This is a genomic window from Pseudomonas sp. GD04158 (assembly GCF_029834875.1).
In the GTDB taxonomy this organism is placed as follows: Bacteria; Pseudomonadota; Gammaproteobacteria; order Pseudomonadales; family Pseudomonadaceae; genus Aquipseudomonas; species Aquipseudomonas hydrolytica.
Window position 1 is genome coordinate 1 of the sequence record NZ_JAODYT010000056.1, and the last position, 21,945, is coordinate 21,945.

At 66.2% G+C, this 21,945-nt stretch carries 16 protein-coding genes; 5 read left to right on the forward strand and 11 right to left on the reverse strand.

All coding sequences use genetic code 11. The annotated features are described in order from the left end of the window. A partial coding sequence (locus N7333_RS18270) for an NCS2 family permease (protein ID WP_279859196.1) occupies positions 1-1,278 on the reverse strand: 1,278 nt, incomplete at its 3' end. 235 nt (positions 1,279-1,513) lie between these two features. Here N7333_RS18270 and N7333_RS18275 point away from each other — a divergent pair. Continuing rightward, positions 1,514-2,065 (forward strand): DJ-1 family glyoxalase III, encoded by a 552-nt coding sequence (locus tag N7333_RS18275; protein ID WP_003242831.1) that lies wholly within the window; start codon positions 1,514-1,516, stop codon positions 2,063-2,065. Between the two features lie 185 nt (positions 2,066-2,250). On the opposite strand, the gene ada is transcribed toward N7333_RS18275, so the two are convergent. Beyond that, positions 2,251-3,273, reverse strand: coding sequence for a bifunctional DNA-binding transcriptional regulator/O6-methylguanine-DNA methyltransferase Ada (gene ada / locus N7333_RS18280; RefSeq protein WP_129482888.1), 1,023 nt, complete (start codon positions 3,271-3,273; stop codon positions 2,251-2,253). A 159-nt stretch (positions 3,274-3,432) separates the two neighbouring features. On the opposite strand from ada, the gene N7333_RS18285 reads away from it, so the two are divergent. After that, positions 3,433-6,930, forward strand: a complete 3,498-nt coding sequence (locus tag N7333_RS18285; protein WP_129482889.1) for a response regulator — start codon at positions 3,433-3,435, stop codon at positions 6,928-6,930. Between the two features lie 34 nt (positions 6,931-6,964). Continuing rightward, a complete protein-coding gene (locus N7333_RS18290; protein ID WP_003242834.1) occupies positions 6,965-8,152 on the forward strand; it encodes an HD domain-containing phosphohydrolase in 1,188 nt (395 codons plus the stop codon). Between the two features lie 120 nt (positions 8,153-8,272). Here the strand turns inward: N7333_RS18290 and N7333_RS18295 are convergent, their stop codons facing one another. The 6 genes from N7333_RS18295 to N7333_RS18320 form a co-directional block, all read right to left on the reverse strand. Continuing rightward, complete coding sequence (locus N7333_RS18295) at positions 8,273-9,244, reverse strand: peptide ABC transporter ATP-binding protein (RefSeq protein ID WP_129482890.1); 972 nt, start codon at positions 9,242-9,244, stop codon at positions 8,273-8,275. Continuing rightward, positions 9,244-10,218 (reverse strand): ABC transporter ATP-binding protein, encoded by a 975-nt coding sequence (locus N7333_RS18300; protein WP_129482891.1) that lies wholly within the window; start codon positions 10,216-10,218, stop codon positions 9,244-9,246. Before N7333_RS18300 ends, N7333_RS18295 begins: the two co-directional genes overlap by 1 nt. A gap of 102 nt (positions 10,219-10,320) precedes the next feature. After that, a complete protein-coding gene (locus N7333_RS18305) occupies positions 10,321-11,223 on the reverse strand; it encodes an ABC transporter permease subunit (RefSeq protein ID WP_011920994.1) in 903 nt (300 codons plus the stop codon). Positions 11,224-11,322: 99 nt separating this feature from the next. Then, entirely contained in the window at positions 11,323-12,333 is a 1,011-nt protein-coding gene (locus N7333_RS18310; RefSeq protein WP_129482892.1) for an ABC transporter permease subunit, read from the reverse strand. A 175-nt stretch (positions 12,334-12,508) separates the two neighbouring features. Continuing rightward, positions 12,509-14,104 (reverse strand): ABC transporter substrate-binding protein, encoded by a 1,596-nt coding sequence (locus N7333_RS18315; RefSeq protein ID WP_129482893.1) that lies wholly within the window; start codon positions 14,102-14,104, stop codon positions 12,509-12,511. 174 nt (positions 14,105-14,278) lie between these two features. Then, on the reverse strand, positions 14,279-14,845 hold the full coding sequence (locus tag N7333_RS18320; protein WP_003242840.1) for a cupin domain-containing protein: 567 nt from the start codon (positions 14,843-14,845) through the stop codon (positions 14,279-14,281). Positions 14,846-15,029: 184 nt separating this feature from the next. Here N7333_RS18320 and N7333_RS18325 point away from each other — a divergent pair, with 184 nt between their 5' ends. Then, positions 15,030-16,259, forward strand: coding sequence for a Xaa-Pro peptidase family protein (locus N7333_RS18325; RefSeq protein WP_129482894.1), 1,230 nt, complete (start codon positions 15,030-15,032; stop codon positions 16,257-16,259). Between the two features lie 43 nt (positions 16,260-16,302). On the opposite strand, the gene N7333_RS18330 is transcribed toward N7333_RS18325, so the two are convergent. The 3 genes from N7333_RS18330 to N7333_RS18340 form a co-directional block, all read right to left on the reverse strand. Continuing rightward, entirely contained in the window at positions 16,303-17,898 is a 1,596-nt protein-coding gene (locus N7333_RS18330) for an ABC transporter substrate-binding protein (RefSeq protein WP_177491156.1), read from the reverse strand. 53 nt (positions 17,899-17,951) lie between these two features. Beyond that, positions 17,952-19,550, reverse strand: coding sequence for an ABC transporter substrate-binding protein (locus N7333_RS18335; protein WP_129482895.1), 1,599 nt, complete (start codon positions 19,548-19,550; stop codon positions 17,952-17,954). A 225-nt stretch (positions 19,551-19,775) separates the two neighbouring features. Continuing rightward, positions 19,776-20,489, reverse strand: a complete 714-nt coding sequence (locus N7333_RS18340; RefSeq protein ID WP_129482896.1) for an SIMPL domain-containing protein — start codon at positions 20,487-20,489, stop codon at positions 19,776-19,778. 199 nt (positions 20,490-20,688) lie between these two features. On the opposite strand from N7333_RS18340, the gene N7333_RS18345 reads away from it, so the two are divergent. Further along, complete coding sequence (locus tag N7333_RS18345) at positions 20,689-21,942, forward strand: ATP-binding protein (RefSeq protein WP_003242845.1); 1,254 nt, start codon at positions 20,689-20,691, stop codon at positions 21,940-21,942. The last annotated feature ends 3 nt before the right edge of the window (positions 21,943-21,945 follow it).

Sequence of the window (21,945 nt, forward strand, 5' to 3'; positions counted from 1 at the left end):
CAGCTTGACGATGAACAGGGCAGAGAGCACCCACATCGCCGGGTTCAGTTCACGCCAGCGGCCGGACAGCACCTTGACCGCGGTCCAGGCGATGAAGCCGAAGGCGATGCCGTTGGCGATGGAGAACGTCAGCGGCATGGCCAGGGCGGCGACCACCACCGGGGCGGCGACGGTCAGGTCGTCCCAGTCGATCTGCGCCAGGCTGCTCATCATCAGCACGGCGACGAACAGCAGCGCCGGAGCGGTGGCGTAGGCCGGCACCGAGCCGGCCAGCGGGGCGAAGAACAGGCTGAGCAGGAACAGCGCGGCGACCACGCAGGCGGTCAGGCCGGTGCGCCCGCCGGCGCTGATGCCGGCAGCCGATTCGATGTAGCTGGTGGTGGTGCTGGTGCCCAGCGCGGCGCCGGCCATGGTGGCGGTGCTGTCGGCCATCAGCGCGCGGCCCAGGCGCGGCATCTTGCCGTCCTTGTCCAGCAGGTCGGCCTTCTGCGCGACGCCGACCAGGGTGCCGGAGGTGTCGAACAGGTCGACGAAGAGGAAGGCGAAGATCACGCTGATCAGGCCGATATCCAGCGCGCCGGCGATATCCAGCTGCAGCAGGGTCGGCATCAGCGACGGCGGCATCGAGACCACGCCCGGCAGCTCGGACAGGCCGAGCACGATGGACAGGCCGGTGACCAGCAGGATGCCGATCATCACCGCGCCGGTGACCTTGCGATAGGCCAGCGCGGCGATGACGAAAAAGCCCAGGCAGGCCAGCAGCGCGCCGCCCTTGCTCATGTCGCCCAGGCCGACCAGGGTGGCCGGGTGGTCGACCACGATGCCGGCGTTCTTCAGCGCGATGATCGCCAGGAACAGGCCGATACCGGCGGCGATGCCGGCACGCAGGGCCAGGGGGATGCTGTTGATGATCCACTCGCGGATCTTGAAGATCGACAGCAGGAAGAAGATCGCACCGGAGAGGAACACCGCGCCCAGGGCGGTCTGCCAGCTGTAGCCCATGGTCATGACCACGGTATAGGTGAAGAAGGCATTGAGGCCCATGCCCGGCGCCAGGGCGATCGGGTAGTTGGCCAGAAGACCCATGATCAGCGAGCCGATGGCGGCGGCCAGGCAGGTGGCGACGAACACCGCGCCGTGATCCATGCCGGTCTCGGCCAGCATGTTGGGGTTGACGAAGAGGATGTAGGCCATGGTCAGGAAGGTGGTGATCCCGGCCAGTACCTCGGTGCGTACCGAGGTGTTGTGGGCTTTGAGTTGGAACAGTCTTTCCAGCATGGAGTCTCCCCGAGGCGCAAGTGCACCAAAAATGCTCAGAAGCAAGCAAAGCATATTCCGGCCGGAAATTGCCGGTTTCTGCAAAAGCCGCGCATGATACCAGCAAGGTTTTTCGCCGGTGAACTTATGGGCCTGCGACGCAGACGGCCGGCCCAGCGGCCGTTGCCATGCAACCTTGAGGCCATTTTCATGACCGAGCAGACAGTTTCTGCTTCAGCCCGAAGGAGTGAAAAAGATGAGCAAGCGAGCATTGATCGCCGTCGCCGAGGGGGTCGAGGATCTCGAATGCGTGACCCTGATCGACGTGTTGCGCCGTGCCGAGATCGAGGTGCTGGTAGCCAGCATCGAGGAGCGCCGGATGATCACCTGCGCCCGTGGCACCCGCCTGACCGCCGATGCCATGCTGGTGGACGTGCTGGCGCAGGATTTCGACCTGATCGTGCTGCCTGGCGGCATGCCCGGTGCGCAGCACCTGGCCGAGTTCGAGCCGCTGGCCGAGCGGGTGCGCCAGCAGGCCAAGGCCGGTGAGCTGTTCGCCGCCATCTGCGCTGCGCCCGCCCTGGCGCTGCAGCAGTACGGCGTGCTGCGGCAACGGCGCATGACCTGCTACCCGGCCTTCAGCGATCGCCTCAGCGGTTGCACCTTCGTCGACGAGGCGGTGGTGGTCGACGGCAACTGCATCACCAGTCAGGGGCCGGGTACGGCATTGGTCTTCGCCCTGACCCTGGTGGAACAGCTGGTCGGCCGCAGCACGCGCAACGAGGTGGCGAAGGCGATGCTGGTGTAGGACCGCGGCACTGAATCTGTCCCCGGATTGCATCCGGCTACGCAAAGCGCCGTCCAGGAATGGTGGGCTAAAGCCCACCCTACGAGCTGGTGTGGAAACCCAGCAGAGCTGGTGCGCACGGCGCACCGGTTGCCACGCGCATCGGCGTGTAGGGTGCGCCACGCGCACCGAGAATCCGCGATGCCTTACGACTGCTCCTGCTCCAACAAGCGCCGTTTGCGCTGCAGCCCCCAGCGGTAGCCGCTGAGGCTGCCATCGCTGGCCACCACGCGGTGGCAGGGCACCAGCAGGCCGATGGCATTGCTGGCGCAGGCACGGGCCACGGCGCGTGGGTGGCTGTGCAGCTGCCCGGCCAGTTCGGCGTAGCTGCGGGTTTCGCCCTTGGGTATGCGCTGCAGCGCCTGCCATACCCGCTGTTGAAAGGCCGTGCCGCGAATGTCCAGGGGCAGATGGATGGCGCGCTGCGGTTCTTCCAGTTGCGTCAGCACCTGCTGCAGCCAGCTGCGCAAACTCTCTGCATCCTCTTCGAGGCGGGCGGCGGCGAAGCGCTGTTGCAGCTCCTCGCGCAGCCCCTGTGGATCATCGCCGAACAGCAGGGCGCAGACGCCCCGGTCACTGGTCGCCAGCAGCACCTGGCCGAGCGGGCAGGGGGCGATGCTGTAGCGCAGGCATTCGCCGGCGCCACGCTGGCGGCGCTGTGCGGGCGTCATGGCCTGGGGTTTTTCGTACAGGGCACGGGTGCCGGAGTAGCCGGCGGCCAAGGCGGCGTCGAGCACGCTGTGCGCCTGTGCCAAGCGCTCGTCGAAACGGCTGCGGCGTTCAGCTGCAGCCCAGGCATGGGGCGTCAGGCCGGTGCGCGCCTTGAATGCACGCGCCAGATGCGAGGGCGACAGGCCGATGCGTGCCGCCAGCTGTGGCAGCGTCAGGCGTTGCTCACCACGCAGCAGCGCGCAGGCGGCCGCGACCAGCGTATCGAGCTGTTGCGCCGGGCTTTGTCCTTGCGGCGAACAGCGCTTGCACGGGCGGAAACCGGCGGCTTCGGCGCTGGCGGCGTCGCTGTAGAAAACCACGTTGTCGCGCCGCGGCCGCCGTGCCGGGCAACTCGGCCGGCAATAGATGCCGGTGGTGCGCACGGCGAAGACGAAGGCGCCATCGTGTTGCGTATCGCGCGCGCAGACGGCCTGCCAGCAGTGGTCGGAGTCGAGCATCGGTATGTTCCTCGTGACTGACTCGATTGTCGGCCCGCGGCCGGGTCAGTGCCAATCCGTAATGCGCTTTCAAAGCCGGGCTAGTCTAAAGGCTGTCTGGGAGCTGCCGCGCCAGGACGGGCGACGTGGTGGCAGCTCGAGCAAACCCGGGGAGGGCGCATGCGGCGATTGATTGGCTGGGTACTGGTGCTGCTGTGCTGCAGTGCACTGCTACCGGCAAGGGCGTTGCCGCTGAGCAAGGCGGAGCAGGCCTGGCTGGCGCAGCATCCGCGCTTGCTGGTGGGGGTGGAGCGTACCGGCTGGCCGCCCTTCGACATGGTGGAGAACGGTCGTTACCAGGGCATCAGCGCCGACTACCTGCGCCTGCTCGGCGAGCGCCTCGGCGTGCAGGTCGACGCGGTGTACTACGACGACTGGGAGCAGGCCCTGGCGGCGCTGCGCAAGGGGGAGATCGATATCCTGCCCTCGGTGGCGCGCACCCCGGAGCGCGAAAGCTGGATGCGTTTCAGCGACCCCTACCTGATCAGCAGCAGCCTGATCTTCAGTCGCCCCGAGGTGCAGATCCAGCGGGTCGCCGACCTGGCCGGCAAGCGTGTGGCCATCGAGCGTGGCTACGTCCTGCAGCAGCGGTTGCGCGATGAAGTGCCCGACGTGCTGCTGATCGAGGCGCTGAATACCGAGGAGGCCCTGCGCGCGGTGTCCTCGGGGCGCGCCGATGCCTACCTCGGCGACATGATAGTGGCCAGCTACCTGATCCGCCGGCACAACCTGACCAACCTGGAGCTGCGTGGCGAATCGGGGCTCAGCAGCAGCGAGATCCGCTTCGGCGTGCGCCGCGACCTGCCACAGCTGGTGGAGCTGCTCGACCGCGCCCTGGCCAGCCTGAGCGGCGAGGAGCGCGAGACCATCCGGGTGCGCTGGTTGCCGCCGCTCACCGAGTTCAACTGGCGCAAGGCCCTGCAGGTGGGCTGGCCCTACGTGCTGGGGCTGTTCGTGCTGATCGTCTTCGTGCTGATCTGGAATCGCCGCCTGACCGTGCAGATCGCCGAACGTCAGCGCGCCGAAGCCGAGGCCAGGCGTCAGCGCAGTACCCTGTTGGCGCTGATCAACGCGATACCCGATCCGATCTGGTTCAAGGACTGCGACGGCGTCTACCGCGGCTGCAACCCGGCGTTCGCGGCAATCTTCGGGCGCAGCCCGGAGACGGTGGTCGGTTGCCGCGACGAGCAACTGTTCGATGCCGAGCTGAGCCGCGAGCGTGCCGGCCTCGACCGCCGTGCCCTGACCAGCCGCATGCCGCTGGAGACCGAGACCTGGCTGACCCATGCCGACGGCCGCCGGGTGTTCTACGACACCCTGCGTGCGGCCTTCTACGACGACCGCGGGCAGCTGCTCGGGCTGGTCGGTACCGGCCGCGACATCACCGTGCGCAAGGAGGTGGAGGTCGCCATGGCGCGGGCCAAGGCGATGGCCGAACAGGCGGCGCAGGCCAAGGCCGACTTCCTCGCCAACATGAGCCACGAAATCCGCACGCCGATGAACGCCATCATCGGCATGTCGCACCTGGCCCTGAAGACCGATCTCGATCCCCGCCAGCGCGATTACCTGAACAAGATCCAGCAGGCCGGCCAGCACCTGCTGGGGGTGATCAACGACATCCTCGACTTCTCCAAGATCGAAGCCGGCAAGGTGCGCGTCGAGTGCATCGAGTTCGACCTCGAGCAGGTGCTCGACAACCTGGCCAACCTGATCGGCGACAAGGCTGCCGGCAAGGGATTGGAGTTGCTGTTCAGACGCGATGCGCAGGTGCCCTGCGTCCTGCTCGGCGATCCGCTGCGGCTCGGTCAGATCCTGATCAACTACGCCAACAACGCGGTCAAGTTCACCGAGCACGGCGAGGTCGAGGTGTCCATCGAACTGGAGAAGCGCGACGGCAAGCAGGTCTGGCTGCTGTTCTCGGTGCGCGATACCGGCATCGGCCTGAGCCCGGCGCAGCAGGCGCGGCTGTTCGAATCCTTCCAGCAGGCGGACAGCTCCACCACCCGCCGGTACGGCGGCACCGGACTGGGCCTGGCCATCTGCAAGCGGCTGGCCGAGGCCATGGGGGGCGAGGTGGGGGTGGACAGCGAGCTTGGCCGTGGCAGCCGCTTCTGGTGCCGCCTGCCGTTCGCCCTGGGCGACCGCCAGCGTGCGGCGCTGCAGCCGCAGGCCGATCTGCGTGGCCGACGCGTGCTGGTGGTCGATGACAATGCCAACGCCCGCCTGGTGCTCAGCGAGATGCTGCGTGGCATGACCTTCCGTGTCAGCGAGGCGGCCGACGGCCTTCAGGCGCTGGCGCTGCTGGAGCAGGCCCAGGCGGCGGGCGATGCCTTCGAACTGCTGTTCATCGACTGGCAGATGCCCGGCATCGACGGGCTGGAGCTGGCGCGGCGGGTACGCGCACTGGCGCTGTCTCCGCAGCCCAAGGTGCTGATGGTCAGCGCCCACGGCCGCGAGGATCTGCTGCAGGGCGCACGGCGCATGGGGGTCGAGGACGTGCTGCTGAAACCGCTCAACCCCTCGCTGCTGTTCGATGTGGCGATGCGCTGCCTGGATGGCCGCGCCGACAGCGGTCACGCACACGGCGCCGTCAGCACCGGCATACCGGATTTCGCCGGGCGCCGCGTGCTGCTGGTGGAAGACAACGCGTTGAACCAGGAGGTGGCCAGTGCCCTGCTGCAGGAGGCCGGCCTGCAGGTGGAGGTTGCCGGCAACGGGCAGCAGGCCATCGCGCGGCTGCAGGCTGCGGCGGACGACCATTACCAGCTGGTGCTGATGGACATGCAGATGCCGGTGCTCGATGGCCTGGCCGCGACCCGTCTGCTGCGCGCCCAGGCGCGCTTCGCCGCGCTGCCCATCGTGGCCATGACCGCCAATGCCCTGGCCGACGATCGTCAGGCCTGCCTCGCGGCCGGCATGAACGATCATCTGAGCAAGCCCATCGAACCTACGGCCCTGTGGAGCACTCTGATGCGTTGGCTGCCGGGCGCGGACAGCGGCCTGCGGCAGGCGCAGGAGACGGTGGAGCTGGACCTGCAGCTGCCCGGAGTCGACGTGGCCGCTGGCTTGCGTCGGGTACTGGGCAAGCGCGAGCTGTACCTGGAGCTGCTCGGCAAGTTCGCCAGCGTGCAGGCCGATTTTCCGGCACAGCTGCGCGGTGCCCTTGCCGATGGCGACAACGCCCGTGGCGAGCGCCTGGCTCATACCTTCAAGGGGTTGGCCGGCAGCATCGGTGCCAGCGCCCTGCAGGCGCAGGCGGCCGAACTGGAACGTGCGCTCGCCAGCGGCAGCGATGCGTTCGAGGCGCTGCTGGCCGAGTTGGAGCGGCAACTGCAACCGCTGCTCGCTGCCATTGCCATGCACCTGCCGCAGGTACCGAGCAGCGCGGCGGAGGGCTTCGATCAGGAGCACTTGCGAACGGTCTGCCGGCAGCTCGCGCACCTGCTCGACGACGACGATCCGCGCAGCGGAAAACTGCTGGCCGAGCAGGGCGAAATGCTGCAGAGCGCCTTTAATGAGGGGTATGCAGCCATCGCCCGTGCGGTACAGGGCTACGACTTCGAGCGGGCGCTGCAGGTGCTGCGCGAGGCCGCGGCGCAAAGAGGCATAGAGTGCTAACGAGGCATTGAGTGCTGAGGCACGGAGAGACGCGATGGTCGAGATGCTCGACAGACCCGAACAGGAAATGGTGCTGGTGGTGGATGACACCCCGGACAACCTGCAGCTGATCAGCGAGCTGCTGATCGACCGTTATCGGGTCAAGGTCGCCAGCAACGGCGCCAAGGCCTTGCGTATCGCTCAGGCCAGCCCGGCGCCGGATCTGATCCTGCTCGACATCATGATGCCGGAGATGGACGGCTACGAGGTCTGCCGCCAGCTCAAGGCCGACCCGCAGACCCGCGACATTCCCGTGATCTTCCTCACCGCCAAGAGCGAGGTGGCCGCCGAGCAGCTGGGGTTCGACCTGGGCGCCGCCGACTACATCACCAAGCCGATCAGCCCGCCCATTCTGCTCGCCCGGGTCAGGGCGCAGCTGCAGCTCAAGGCTGCCACCGACTACCTGCGCGACAAGAGCGAATACCTGGAGCTGGAGGTCAAGCGGCGCACCCGCGACATCCAGAAACTGCAGGACGTGACCATCGAGGCCATGGCCAGCCTGGCGCTGATGCGCGACAACCCGCGCAGCCGCCATCTGCAGCGTATCGAGCGTTACATGAGGTGCCTGGCCACGGCCCTGGCCCGGCAGCAGCCGGCGCTGAGCGCCGAGCTGGACGCCGAGCGCATCGCCCAGCTGGGACGTTCGGCCATGCTCCACGTACTGGGGCGTCTGACCCTGCCCGACCGCGTGCTGCTCAGCCACGGCGAGCCGGAGGAGGCCGATCTGCGCCTGTTGCAGGAGGGCGTGACGGCCGCGCGTGACGCCCTGGAGCGCGCCGAGCGCAAGCTGGGCGGCAATGCCGGCTTCCTCTCCGATGCCAAGGACATCGTCTACGGTCAGCACGAGCGCTGGGATGGCAAGGGCTTTCCGCAGGGGCTGCATGGCGAGCAGATTCCGTTGTCGGCGCGACTGATGGCGCTGATCGTCCATTTCGAGGAACTGACCTGCCCGCACCCCTATCTGCCGCGCATCAGCCCGGCGCAGGCGGTGGCGCAGATCAGCGCGGCCAGCGCCACGCGCTTCGATCCGATGGTGGTGCTGGCCTTCGTCGAAGCGACGCCGCAGTTCATCCGTATCGCCGAATCCCTGGCCGACGACGCCGCTGCGGTCGGCGTCGAGCTGCAGCGGCTGGAAGATTCGCTGGCCGAAAGCATCGAACTGACCCTGCCATCGGCGCCATGACCCGGCGCCGCGCCATCCATTGCTCGCCCACCTTGTAACCTGGGGTGCGCCGTGCGCACCACGGCTGGTGCGCATGACCTGGGCGGTCCCGCGACACCGGCGTCGCGCCATGGCCGGGAGCTAGTCGACGATCCGCTCCACATGATGGCAGGCCACCTGCCGCGCATCGATCAACCTGAGCTCCGGGCGTTCGCCGCGGCAGCGTTCATCGGCATGCGGGCAGCGCTTGTGGAAGGCGCAGCCGGAGGGCGGATTCAGCGGATTGGGCAACTCACCGCTGATGCGTACCCGCGGCTTGTCCGGATCGGGATGGATGGCCGGCGTCGCCGACAGCAGGGCGCGGGTGTAGGGATGCAGCGGGCGGGCGTAGAGCGCTTCGGCCGCGCCCATCTCTACCGGGCGGCCGAGGTACATCACCAGCACCTCGTCGGCGACGTGGCGCACCACCGCCAGGTTGTGCGAGATGAACACGTAGCCGGTCTCATACTGCTCCTGCAGGTCCATGAACAGGTTGAGCACCTGCGCCTGGATCGACACGTCCAGCGCGGAGGTCGGCTCGTCCGCCACCAATACCTTGGGCTGCAGCATCATGGCGCGGGCCAGGGCGATGCGCTGGCGCTGGCCACCGGAGAACATGTGCGGGTAGCGCTGGTAGTGCTCGGGGCGCAGGCCCACCTGCTGCATCATCGCCTGCACCTTCTCACGGCGCTCGGCACGCGACAGGTCGGTGTTGATCAATAGCGGTTCGGCCAACTGATCGCCGACCTTCTGCCGCGGGTTGAGCGAGGCATAGGGGTTCTGGAACACCATCTGCACGTCGCGGCGCAATTGCTTGCGCTCGGTCCTGCTGGCGCCGGCCACCTCGCGCCCGGCGATCTGCAGGCTGCCTGCGCTGGGCTCTTCGATCAGGGTCAGGGCGCGGGCCAGGGTGGACTTGCCGCAGCCGGATTCGCCGACCACCGCCAGGGTCCTGCCGGCCGCCAGCGTGAATGACACGCCATTGAGCGCCTGCACCGTTGCCGATGGCTTGAACAGACCCTGCGAGACGCTGTAGTGACGGGTCAGCTCGTGGGCTTGCAGTACGGTGTGCATCAGGCCACCTCCGCCGTGGGTACCAGAGGGAAGAAGCAGCGCGCGGCGCCTCGCTCGTGTGCGTCCAGCGTCGGGCGTTGCTGGCGGCAGCGCTCCTGCACGTAGGGGCAGCGTGGCGACAGCAGGCAGCCCTGCGGACGGTCGTAGCGACCGGGAACGATGCCCGGCAGCGTGGCCAGCCGATGGGCGCCGGCACTGTGTTCGGGAATGGCCTTGAGCAGTGCCTCGGTGTAGGGGTGGCTGGGCGCGTCGAACAGGGTCGGCACCCGGCCCAGTTCCACCGCCTGTCCTGCATACATCACGCAGACGCGCTGGGCGGTTTCGGCGACCACCGCCAGGTCGTGGGTGATCAGCACCAGGGCCATGCCTTCATCGCGCTGCAGATTCAGCAGCAGCTCCATGATCTGCGCCTGGATGGTCACGTCCAGCGCGGTGGTGGGTTCGTCGGCGATCAGCAGCTTGGGTTCGGCGGCGATCGCCATGGCGATTGCCACGCGCTGGCTCATGCCGCCGGAAAGCTGGTGCGGGTAGGCCTCGAGGCGGCTGGCGGCGCCGGGGATCTCCACCCTTTCCAGCAGCTGCAGGGCACGGGCCCGCGCCGCCTTGCCTTTCAGACCGAGGTGCTGGCGCAGCACTTCCTCGATCTGGAAGCCCACGGTGTAGCTGGGGTTGAGGGCGGTCATCGGGTCCTGGAACACCATGGCCAGGTCCTTGCCGACGATATGCCGACGCTGGCGGCCCTTCAGGCGCAGCATGTCGGTGCCGTCGAACTGCAGGCAGTCGGCCTGTACGATGCCGGGCGCATCGATCAGGCCCATCAGCGCCATCATGGTCACCGACTTGCCGGAGCCGGACTCGCCGACGATGGCCAGCACCTCACCCTTGTCCACCCGCAGGTCGAGACCGTCGACCACCGGCACGGCGTCGGCAGCGCCGAAGCGCACCGAGAGGTTGCGGATATCCAGCAGGCTCATGGTGTGGTCTCCAGTCCGCCGTGGTGCGCACGGCGCACCCGAGGGGGCCGTGCAGTAGGGTGCGCCATGCGCACCGGGATCATCATGTGCATATGGGCCTCCTCAGATGGCGTTCTTCAGTTTCGGGTCGAGCGCATCGCGCAGGCCGTCGCCCATCAGGTTGATGGCCAGCACGCTGAGCAGGATGGCCAGACCAGGCAGGGTCACCACCCACCAGGCACGTTCGATGTAGTCGCGCGCCGAGGCCAGCATGGTGCCCCACTCGGGCGTGGGCGGCTGCACGCCGAGGCCGAGAAAGCCCAGTGCGGCGGCGTCGAGAATCGCCGAGGAAAAGCTCAGCGTGGCCTGCACGATCAACGGCGCCATGCAGTTGGGCAGCACGGTGACGAACATCAGCCGCAGCAGGCCCGCGCCCGACAATTGCGCAGCGGTGACGTAGTCGCGGCCCAGTTCGCCCATCACCGCCGCGCGGGTCAGGCGCACGTAGGAAGGCAGCGAGACGATGGCGATGGCGAAGATGGTGTTGATCAGCCCAGGGCCGAGGATGGCGACGATGGCCACCGCCAGCAGCAGCGACGGCAACGCCAGCATGATGTCCATCAGGCGCATGATCGACGGGCCGAGCAGACGCGGGAAAAAGCCGGCAGCCAGGCCCAGGAGGATGCCGGGGATCAGCGACAGCACCACCGAGGCCAGGCCGATCATCAGCGACAGGCGCGCGCCGTGGATCAGCCGCGAGAGCAGGTCGCGGCCCAGCTCGTCGGTGCCGAGCAAAAAGCGCCACTGGCCGCCGTCCAGCCATACCGGCGGGGTGAGCAGGAAGTCGCGGTACTGTTCGCTGGGATGGTGCGGCGCGACCCAGGGAGCGAACAGCGCACAGAACACCATCAGCAGCATGAACGCCAGGCCGCCAAGCGCGCCCTTGTTGTGGCTGAAGGCCTGCCAGAAATCCTTCAGCGGCGAGGGGTAGAGCAGGCTCTGGTCGAGGCTGGTGGCTGCAGTCATGGGCATGCCCCCTGGGTGGAGTGCGCTGTGCGCACCGATGGTTGGTCGCCGCTATTGGTGCGCACGGCGCACCCTACAAGACGATTCATCACGCCTTCCTTACTTCTGATGGCGAATACGTGGATTGGCCAGGCCATAGAGGATGTCCACGGTGAAGTTGACCAGGATCACCAGGCAGGCGATCAGCAGGATGCCGTTCTGCACCACCGGGTAGTCGCGCGCGCCGATCGATTCGATCAGCCATTTGCCGATGCCGGGCCAGGAGAAGATGGTCTCGGTCAGCACCGCACCGGCCAGCAGGCTGCCGATCTGCAGGCCGAACACCGTCAGCACCGGGATCAGGGCGTTGCGCAGGCCGTGCACGAAGACCACCCGCGCCTGCGACAGGCCCTTGGCCCGTGCGGTGCGGATGTAGTCCTCGCGCAGCACCTCGAGCATGGCCGAGCGGGTCATGCGTGCGATCACCGCCAGCGGGATGGTGCCGAGCACGATGGCCGGCAGGATCAGGTGGCGCAGGGCATTGCCGAAGGCGCCAGGCTCGTCGCTGAGCAGGGTGTCGATCAGCATGAAGCCGGTGACCGGCGGGATGTCGTAGAGCAGGTCGATGCGCCCGGAGACCGGCGTCCAGCCCAGGCCCACCGAGAAGAACATGATCAGTAGCAGACCCCACCAGAAGATCGGCATCGAATAGCCGGTGAGCGAGATGCCCATCACCCCGTGGTCGAACAGCGAGCCGCGCTTGAGCGCCGCGACCACGCCGGCGATCACCCCCAGGGTGCCGGCGAACAACAAGGCCGCCAGGGCCAGTTCGACGGTGGCGGGAAACAGGGTGAGGAACTCGCGCCACACGCTCTCGCGCGAGCGCAGCGACTCACCCAGGTTGCCGCTGGCAAGCTGGCCGATGTAGTCGAAATACTGCTGGTACAGCGGCTTGTTCAGGCCCAGGCGCTCCATGGCCTGGGCGTGCATCTCCGGGTCGACACGGCGTTCGCCCATCATCACTTCCACCGGGTCACCGGGGATCAGGCGAATCAGCGCGAAGGTCAGCAGGGTGACGCCGAAGAAGGTGGGGATCAGCAAGCCCAGGCGGCGTGCAATGAAGCTCAGCATGGCGGTGGGTAACTCCTAGTCAGAACGGTATCGAGCCGCCTGGAATTCCGGCGATCGCTTCGCGCAGGTAGCAGGTTAGCCGTTCGATCACGACGCGGCCCGAAGGTTTGTTCGGGCCGTCGTGCGTGGCTGTCTCACGATGGCGGTCGCGCAACGGCGGTCGCGCAGCGGGCTATCAGTTGTTGCTGACACCGCTGAAGCTGTTGCGCCCGAAGGGACTGATCTCGAAGCCTTTGACGCTGCTGCGCATCGGTTGGTAGACCGTGGAGTGAGCGATCGGCGTGATCGGCACTTCGCGCTTGAGAACCGCCTGTGCCTGACGGTACAGCTCGCTGCGTTGCTCCTGTTCGGTCACGCGCTTGGCGGCGACCACCAGCTTGTCGTATTCGGCGTCGCACCACTTGGAGAAGTTGTTGCCGTCTACCGAGGCGCAGCCGTACAGGGTGCCGAGCCAGTTGTCCGGGTCGCCGTTGTCGCCGGTCCAGCCGATCAGCATTGCGTCGTGTTCACCGGCATGGGCGCGCTTGATGTACTCGCCCCATTCGTAGCTGACGATGCGCGCTTTGATGCCGATCTTGGCCCAGTCGTTCTGCAGCATCTCGGCCATCAGCCGCGCATTGGGGTTGTAGGGGCGCTGCACGGGCATGGCCCACAGGGTGATCTCGGTGCCTTCCTTGACGCCGGCGGCCTTGAGCAGCTCCTTGGCTTTCTCCGGATCGTAGGCGGCATCCTTGATCGACTCGTCATAGGACCACTGGGTCGGTGGCATGCCGTTCACCGCCAGCTGGCCGGCGCCCTGGTACACGGCGTCGATGATGGCTGTCTTGTTCACGGCCATGTCCAGCGCCTGACGGACTTCGCGCTTGTCGAAGGGCGCGCGGGTGACGTTGTAGGCGATGTAGCCGAGGTTGTAGCCCGGCTCGGTCGGTACGTTGAGGTTCTTGTCGGCCTGCAGGCTCTGCAGATCGGCAGGGCGCGGGTTGAGGGTGACGTGGCATTCGCCGGCGCGCAGCTTCTGGGCGCGCACCGAGGCGTCGGTGTTGATGGAGAAGATCAGGTTGTCGATCTTCACCTGCTCGGGCGCCCAGTACTGGGTGTTGCCCTTGAAGCGGATCACCGCGTCCTTCTGGTAGCGGCTGAACACGAAGGGGCCGGTGCCGACGGGCTTCTGGTTGATCTCCGCGGCCTTGCCGGCCTTGAGCAGCTGGTCGGCGTATTCGGCCGAGTGGATCGCGGCAAAGTTCATCGCCAAGTTCTGCACGAAGGCGGCGTCGACGGCGTTGAGGGTGAAGACCACGGTCATGTCGTCGGTCTTCTCGACCTTGGCGATGTTCTTGTCCAAACCCATGTCGGTGAAGTAGGGAAATTCACTGGGGTAGGCCTGGCGGAACGGGTGGTTGCGATCAAGCATGCGCTGATAGGTGAAGAGCACATCGTCGGCGTTGAAGTCGCGAGTCGGCTTGAAGTAATCGGTGGTGTGGAACTTGACCCCTTCGCGCAGATGGAAGGTGTAGGTCAGACCATCTTCGCTGACGTCCCAGGAGGTGGCGAGGGCCGGTTGGGCCTTGGTGCCGCCGCGTTCGAATTCGGCGAGGCGGTTGAAGATGGTTTCCGAGGCCGCGTCGAAATCGGTGCCGGTGGTGTACTGGCCGGGGTCGAAACCACCCGGGCTGCCTTCGGAGCAATACACCAGATTGCTGGCGTGGGCGAACGAAGCACTGGTGAGCAGGCCTGCGGTAAGCAGGGCCTTGCACAGGGGAGACATACGCATGCGAACCTCTTTTTTCTTTTTTTGTTCGCGCCTGGGTGCAGCGCGAGCTCGGTATGCGGTGAAGGCGGGTAGCCCAACCGGGTCGAACTCGAAATTAAGTCATGCTGAAATAGGGGTCAACAAAAATTAAGCAGCACTAACATTGCGCATGTTTGCCCTAAATCGGGGCAAAAATCACTCGTTGACGGGGTGATCGTCGAAAAGCGCCATGGTGGTCATGGTCAGCACTTCGGCCGGGGTGTCGGCGCTGTTGGCCAGGCGATGCAGCTTGCCGGCATCGAAATGCACCGAGTCGCCGGGGCCGAGCGGGTAGTCGCGACCTTCGATGGTGTAGACGATCCGCCCGCTGAGCACGTAGGAAAACTCCACGCCTTCGTGGGCAATCAGCTCCGACTGGTAACCCACCGGAATGTTCATCTTCACCGCATTGATCGAGTTACCAGGAAAAGAGCTGGACAGGCGTTCGTAGGCCAGCAGCTGGCCGCCGACGGTGTAGCGCACCCGCTCGTTCACGTGCGAATCCGGCTGCGGTTGGGCGGGCTGGTCGAACAGCACGTTGAGCGGCACATCGAGCGCCTTGGCGATGCTGGCCAGCGAGGATAGCGAGACGCCGGTCAGGTTGCGCTCTGCCTGGGACAGGAAGCTGGCGGTCAGGCCGGCCTCGGCCGCCACCTGATTGAGAGTCTTGCCGGCGGCCCGCCGGTAGCGGCGCAAACGTTCGCCAATGCGATCTGCGGTCATGAAAGTGGCTCGCTATTCGGGTCAGCGGAGTATACCCATGAGCCGCCGCGACTCCAGCCCGATACCGGCGAGCTTTTTAAGTCAGGCTGAAAAAGGCTTTGACCAAAATTTAAGTAGAACTTAAATTTTTGCGACAAGTTGCCCGCCGACGATGTCCGTCTTGGGGCCAGACGAGGATGTGCAGATGACACTGGGAGTCGGCGGCAGTACGCCGGAGCAGGCCTTGGCGCGCCTGCAGAACATGATGGCCGGCGCGGAGCCGATCAGCGAGGCGGAGTACCAGGCACGCATCGCCCGCGCTCAGGCGTTGATGCGCGACCAGGATATCGCCGCGCTGTTCCTTGCCGCCGGCAGCAACCTGCAGTACTTCACCGGCGTGCAGTGGAATGCCAGCGAGCGCATGGTCGGTGCGATTCTGCCGGCCAGCGGCGCACTGGAATATCTGGCGCCGGCCTTCGAGGAGGGCACGGTGCGCGACTTTCAGGTGGTGCCCGGCACGATCAATACCTGGCAGGAGCACGAAAGCCCCTATGTGCTGTTTCTGAACTGCCTGAAGCGCCTCGGGGTATTGCCCAATGATGGTGCGCCGCCGAAGGTAGGCCTTTGTTCTTCCTTGCCTTTTTTCATGTTCGAAGGCATCCGCCAGCTGACCGGCGGTTATCGCTTCGTCGACGCCGGGTGCGTCACCACGGCCTGCCGCCAATGCAAGTCGCCGGCGGAAATCGCGCTGATGCAGCGCGCCAAGGACATGACCCTGGAGGTGCACAAGGCTGCTGCGAGCATCCTCCATGAAGGCATCAGCACCACCGAGGTCGCCGAGTTCATCCGCCAGGCGCACCGCCGCGTCGGTGCGCCTGGCTCGACCTTCTGCATCGTCCTGTTCGGTGCTGCCAGCGCCTTTCCGCATGGGGTCAAGCATGCGCAGCGGCTCAAGGACGGCGACATGGTGCTGATCGACACCGGCTGCAAGGTGCACAGTTACCTGTCGGACATCACCCGCAGCTACGTCTTCGGCACGCCCAGCGCGCGCCAGCGCGACTTCTGGAACAAGGAAAAAGCCGCGCAGCAGGCAGCGTTCGAGGCCGCCACCCTGGGGGCGCCCTGTTCGTCGGTGGACGCGGCGGCGCGGCGTAGCCTGGAGGCCGCAGGGCTTGGGCCTGGTTACGCCTTACCGGGCTTGCCGCACCGTACGGGGCACGGTATCGGCCTGGACATTCACGAGGGACCCTATCTGGTCGGCGGCGATGACACACCGCTGGCAGAGGGCATGTGCTTCAGCAACGAGCCGATGATCTGCGTGCCGGGCGAGTTCGGCATCCGCCTGGAGGATCACTTCTACATGACCGCCGACGGCCCGCGCTGGTTTACCCAGCCCAGCCATTCGGTGGACGACCCCTTCGGTCTGGACGTTTAACCGCGCGGAACCGGTGCCGGAGCGCCGTCACCGGTTCCCGGCGTCAGGGTACTTTCACCTTGGCGAAATTGTTCGAGCCCAGCGGGCTGAGCACGAAGCCTTCGACGCCCTTGCGCAGCGCCGCGAACTGTTTGGGGTGGGCCAGGGCGATCCACGGCGCCTGTTCGTGAAAGATGCCCAGGGCCTGGCGATACAGCGCGGCGCGTTTATCCTGCTCGGGTTCGCGGCGCGCCTGGGCGATCAGCGTATCGAAGGCCTTGTCGCACCAGCCCGCCTGGTTCTCGCCGCTCTCGGCGGCGGCGCAGGACAGATTGGGGGTGAGGAAGTTGTCCGGGTCGCCGTTGTCGCCGGCCCAGCCCATGAACACCAGATCGTGCTCGCCGTTCTTGGCCCGCTTGATCAGCTCGCCCCACTCGAACACGCGAATGTCGCTGCGGATGCCGATGGCGGCGAGATCGGCCTGCAGCATCTGCGCGCCGATACCGGGGTTGGGGTTGGTCGGCCCGCCACCGGGGCGAGTCCAGATCGACAGGGCGAAGCCATCGGGGTGACCGGCCTCGGCCAGCAGCTGACGGGCCCGTTCGGGATCGTGCGGCCAGTCCTGCAGCGTTTCGTCATGGCCCCACAGGGGCGCCGGGTAGGGCGCCACGGCCGGCGTGGCATTGCCCTCGCCAAACTGCGCGCGAATGTAGGCGGCCTTGTCGAACGCCAGGTTGATCGCCTGGCGCACGCGCACGTCACCCAGCCGCGGATGGCGGGTGTTGATGCCGATGTAGGCGGTCAGCAGCGAATCCAGCTCCAGCACCTGCAGTTGCGGATCGGCCTTGAGCGCCGGGATGTCCACCGGCCGCGGGTAGAGGGCGATCTGGCAGTCGCCGGCCTTGAGCCGTTGCTGGCGCACGTTGGGCTCGGGGGTGATGGCCAGTATCAGGCGTTCGATTGCCGGTGCGCCGTCCCAGTAGTCCGGGTTGCCGCGAAAGCGCACCTGGGCGTCCTTGGCGTAGCGCTCGAAGACGAAGGGGCCGGTGCCGATGGGGGCGTTGTTCAGCCGCTCGGGCTTGCCGCTGGCGAGCAGATGCTCGGCGTATTCGGCCGAGTAGATCGAGGCGAAGCCCATGGCCAGGTTGGCCAGAAAAGGCGCCTCGGGATGCTTCAGAACGAAGCGCACGCGATGCTCGTCGAGCTTTTCGATGCGCTCGATCAGTTGCGCCAGACCCATGGACTCGGCGTAGGGGAAGCCGCGCAGTGACAGCTTGTGCCAGGGATGCGCCGGGTCGAGCTGGCGCTGGAAGCTCCACAGCACGTCGTCGGCGTTGAAGGTGCGGCTTGGCGTGAATTCCTTGTTGGCGTGGAATTTCACCCCCTCGCGCAGGGTGAAGGTGTAGTTCAGGCCGTCATCGCTGATTTCCCAGCTCTGCGCCAGCGCCGGAACGATGTCGGTGCTGCCGGGGGCGAAGGCCACCAGGCGTTCGAACAGGGTTTCCGCCGTGGCGTCGGCGGTGGTGGCAGCGGTGTACTGGACGATATCGAAACCTTCCGGGCTGGCTTCGCTGCACACCACCAGATTGGCCGCCTGGACCTGAGCAGCAAACAGGGCGGCCAGCAGCACGCCACCGCGCTTGAGGGGCAGGGTAGACATTTGAACTCCCGATCCAGATAGAAACGGCGCACCCCAAGGTGCGCCGTCTGCCGTCAGTTGCCGATGCTCACACCATAGAAGGAGTTGAGGCCGAACGGGCTGATGCGGAAGTCCTGCACCTCCTTGCGCATCGGCTGGTACACGGTGGAGTGGGCGATGGGCGTGTTCTGCACATCGGCCTTGAGCAGGTGCTGAGCCTGCTTGTAGAGCACGGTACGTTCTTCCTGGTCGTTGATCGCCTTGGCCTTCTTGATCAGCGCGTCGAACTCCTTGTTGCACAGGCGGCTGTAGTTGTTGCCGCCAATGGCGTCGCAGCCGTACAGCACGGCCAGCCAGTTGTCGGGGTCACCGTTGTCGCCGGTCCAACCGATCAGCAGGGTGTCGTGCTCGCCGGCCTTGGCGCGCTTGTTGTACTCGCCCCACTCGTAGCTGACGATGCGCGCCTTGATACCGACCTTGGCCCAGTCGGCCTGCAGCATCTCGGCCATCAGCTTGGCGTTGGGGTTGTATGGGCGCTGCACGGGCATGGCCCACAGGGTGATTTCGGTGCCTTCCTTCACGCCGGCAGCCTTGAGCAGTTCCTTGGCCTTTTCCGGGTTGTAGGGGGTGTCCTTGATGGTGTCGTCATAGGACCACTGGGTCGGCGGCATGCCGTTGACCGCCACCTGGCCGGCGCCCTGGTAGACGGCGTTGATGATCGCCGGCTTGTTGATCGCCATGTCCAGCGCCTGGCGTACTTCGAGCTTGTCCAGTGGCTTGTGCTCGGTGTTGTAGGCCAGGTAGCCGACGTTGAAGCCAGCCTGCTCGGGCATTTGCAGCTTGGGGTCCTTCTTCAGGTTTTCCAGGTCGGCCGGGCGCGGGAATACGCTGACATGGCACTCGCCGGCGCGCAGCTTCTGCATGCGCACCGACGGGTCGGTGTTGATGGCGAAGATCAGGTTGTCGACCTTTACGTCGTCCGGCTTCCAGTAGTCCTGGTTGCCCTTGTAACGGATCTGCGCGTCCTTCTGGTAACGGCTGAACACGAAGGGGCCGGTGCCGATGGGCTTCTGGTTGATGTCCGCAGCCTTGCCGGCCTTGAGCAACTGGTCGGCGTACTCGGCGGAGTGGATCGAGGCGAAGCTCATGGCCATGTTCTGGATGAACGCGGCATCGACGGTGTTGAGGGTGAAACGCACCGTGTGCTCGTCGAGTTTCTCGATCTTGGCGATGTTGTTGTCCATGCCCATGTCGGTGAAGTACGGGAACTCGGTGGGGTACGCCTTGCGGAACGGGTCGTCCTTGTTGAGCATGCGGTTGAAGGTGAACAGCACGTCGTCGGCGTTGAATTCGCGGCTGGGCTTGAAGTACTCGGTGGTGTGGAACTTCACCCCGGGGCGCAGCTTGAAGGTGTAGGTCAGGCCGTCGTCGGAGACCTCCCAGCTCTCGGCGAGGCCAGGCTCGACCTGGGTGCCGCCGCGCTCGAACTGAGTCAGGCGGTTGAAGACGGTTTCCGCTGCCGCGTCGAAATCGGTACCGGTGGTGTACAGGCCGGGGTCGAAACCGGCGGGGCTGCCCTCGGAGCAGAACACCAGATTGGCGGCGCTGGCGAGGGGGGCGCTGGCGATCAGCCCAGCGGTAAGCAAAGCCTGGATAACGGCGTTCTTGCGCATCTTGACCTCATCGTTGTTGTGGTTGTGATCCTTGAGGAGCCTCTTGTGGAGGCCACCACCGAAGCTATGCAGCCCCTGTGCCCGAGGCAAGCGAGATGTCGCGCCGGAAATGGTTAGCGCTACAGCGTTGTAACTTGCTGTCGCATTTATGAAAAAATCGCAGGAAAAAGATGGCGAAACGCCGTTATCTGGCGATAACGGCGTTGCGTTGTTGCGGGGCGTGGTTCAGGGCATCTGCACTTCGATGACGCCGTCGGCGCTGACCGTGACCTGGCTGGTGCCGGCCTCGATTTCCGGGGTCGGTGCCGCCTCCATCATCGCCATGCCCTTGGCGGCATACGCGCGCATCGGCATCGGCGGCTGGAAGCCACCGGTGTTGAGGTTCAGGCTGACCAGCTTGTAGCCCTTGCCGCCGAGTGCTTCGGTGGCCAGCTGGGCGCGTGCCTTGAAGGCGTTGACGGCGTCCTTGAGCATGGCGTCCTCGCGGGTCTTGCGCGTGTCGGTGGCGATGCTGAAGTCCATGCCGGCCATCTTCATCGATTGCAGCAGCTCACCGGTCAGCGCGGACAGGCGGGCGAAGTCGGCGCTTTCCAGGCGCACTTCGGCGCGCTCGCGCCAGGCGGTGATCTTCTGGCCCTTGTCGTCGTACACCGGATAGCTGTGGCGGCTGCCCAGCTTGACCGAAACGCCACGGACCTGGCGCACCTGCTCCAGCGCCTTGTTCAGGGTGTTGGTGATCTCGGCAGCCAGCTTGGCCGGGTCGGCATGCTGCGCCTCGGTATAGAGGGTGACGTGCATCAGGTCGTGGGCCACTTCCTGGTTGACCTCGGCGCGCAGGGCGATCTGGTTGTAGCGCGCCTCGGCGGCCAGCAGGCCGGTGCTGGCCAGGCTGGCGGCGGTCAGGGCGAGGGCGGTGGCGATACGGGTCATGGTGCGCATGGTGCGGTTCCTTTTTTCGATGGCCTGTTGGCCGTTTCCCGAGGTTAGACGTAGGCGAGTGGCGATCCGGGTTAACGCCGATGAAATTTTTTTCAGCCCGCTCGGCAATCCGCCGGCAGCGGGGGCGTGCGGCCGGTTGCCGCAGCGGCGGAAGGCCGCGCCAGGCTTGGTTATACTCGCCGCAACCAATGGAGTCGCCATGCTCGAGCCCGTGCAGTTGCTATCCGCCAGTCGCCAGAACCTCTGGCGCCTGACCCTCATCCGTATTCTCGTGCTGGCGGCTCAGGCCGGCTCGGTCGGTCTCGCCTACAAGTCGGGCATGCTACCGCTGCCCTGGTTGCAGTTGTCGGTCACCCTTGGCATTTCCCTGCTGCTGTGCCTGGGCACGGCTGTGCGCCTGCGTGGCCCCTGGCCGGTGACGGAGTTCGAATACGCCGTGCAACTGGCCTGCGATCTGATCATTCACAGCGTGCTGCTGTATTACTCGGGCGGCTCGACCAACCCCTTCGTCTCCTATTACCTGGTGCCGCTGACCATCGCCGCGGCGACCCTGCCGTGGATGTTCACCATCGTCCTGGCCGGTCTGGCGCTGGCCGGTTACACCCTGCTGCTGGTATGGACCCACCCGCTCGAGCTGCCCGCCGCGCGCGAGAGCCTGCTGGTCTACGGCATGTGGCTGAGCTTCGCCCTGGCGGCGTCCTTGATCACCTTCTTCGTCGCCAAGATGGCCGAGGAGTTGCGCCGCCAGGACGAGCTGCGCGCCGAGCGCCGCGAGGAAAGCCTGCGCGACCAGCAACTGCTGGCCGTGGCCACCCAGGCTGCCGGCGCTGCCCACGAGCTGGGCACGCCGCTGGGCACCATGAGTGTGCTGCTCAAGGAGCTGCGCCAGGAGTACCGCGACACCCCGGCGCTGCAGGACGACCTGGCGCTACTGCAGGAGCAGGTCAAGCTGTGCAAGTACACTCTGCAGCAACTGGTGCGTGCCGCCGAGAACGACCGGCGTCAGGCGGTGGTGGAGCAATCCTGCGTCGAGTGGCTGGAAACCACCCTCAACCGCTGGCACCTGATGCGCCCCGAGGCCAGCTACCGCTACCAGTGCCTGGGGCGTGGCACGCCGCCGCGCATCATGCCGCCGGCGGATCTGACCCAGGCGCTGCTCAACCTGCTCAACAACGCTGCCGACGCCTGCCCGGACAAACTCGACATTCGCCTGGACTGGGACCACCAGTGGCTGCGCCTGAGCATCCGCGACCACGGCGCCGGCGTGCCGCTGGCCATCGCCGAGCAGCTCGGGCGGCCTTTCTTCACCACCAAGGGCAAGGGCTTCGGTCTTGGTCTGTTCCTCAGCCAGGCCAGCGTGACCCGTGCCGGCGGCACGGTTAAGTTGTATAACCACGAGGAAGGCGGCACCCTCACCGAATTGAAGTTACCGCGAGCCTACGGCGTGGCCTGACAA

Excerpts from the sequence above, each read along its gene's own strand:
- N7333_RS18275 (WP_003242831.1), top strand. The coding sequence starts at position 1,514 with ATGAGCAAGCGAGCATTGATCGCCGTCGCCGAGGGGGTCGAGGATCTC.
- ada (WP_129482888.1), bottom strand. The coding sequence starts at position 3,273 with ATGCTCGACTCCGACCACTGCTGGCAGGCCGTCTGCGCGCGCGATACG.
- N7333_RS18285 (WP_129482889.1), top strand. The coding sequence starts at position 3,433 with ATGCGGCGATTGATTGGCTGGGTACTGGTGCTGCTGTGCTGCAGTGCA.
- N7333_RS18290 (WP_003242834.1), top strand. The coding sequence starts at position 6,965 with ATGGTCGAGATGCTCGACAGACCCGAACAGGAAATGGTGCTGGTGGTG.
- N7333_RS18295 (WP_129482890.1), bottom strand. The coding sequence starts at position 9,244 with ATGCACACCGTACTGCAAGCCCACGAGCTGACCCGTCACTACAGCGTC.
- N7333_RS18300 (WP_129482891.1), bottom strand. The coding sequence starts at position 10,218 with ATGAGCCTGCTGGATATCCGCAACCTCTCGGTGCGCTTCGGCGCTGCC.
- N7333_RS18305 (WP_011920994.1), bottom strand. The coding sequence starts at position 11,223 with ATGACTGCAGCCACCAGCCTCGACCAGAGCCTGCTCTACCCCTCGCCG.
- N7333_RS18310 (WP_129482892.1), bottom strand. The coding sequence starts at position 12,333 with ATGCTGAGCTTCATTGCACGCCGCCTGGGCTTGCTGATCCCCACCTTC.
- N7333_RS18315 (WP_129482893.1), bottom strand. The coding sequence starts at position 14,104 with ATGCGTATGTCTCCCCTGTGCAAGGCCCTGCTTACCGCAGGCCTGCTC.
- N7333_RS18320 (WP_003242840.1), bottom strand. The coding sequence starts at position 14,845 with ATGACCGCAGATCGCATTGGCGAACGTTTGCGCCGCTACCGGCGGGCC.
- N7333_RS18325 (WP_129482894.1), top strand. The coding sequence starts at position 15,030 with ATGACACTGGGAGTCGGCGGCAGTACGCCGGAGCAGGCCTTGGCGCGC.
- N7333_RS18330 (WP_177491156.1), bottom strand. The coding sequence starts at position 17,898 with ATGTCTACCCTGCCCCTCAAGCGCGGTGGCGTGCTGCTGGCCGCCCTG.
- N7333_RS18335 (WP_129482895.1), bottom strand. The coding sequence starts at position 19,550 with ATGCGCAAGAACGCCGTTATCCAGGCTTTGCTTACCGCTGGGCTGATC.
- N7333_RS18340 (WP_129482896.1), bottom strand. The coding sequence starts at position 20,489 with ATGCGCACCATGACCCGTATCGCCACCGCCCTCGCCCTGACCGCCGCC.
- N7333_RS18345 (WP_003242845.1), top strand. The coding sequence starts at position 20,689 with ATGCTCGAGCCCGTGCAGTTGCTATCCGCCAGTCGCCAGAACCTCTGG.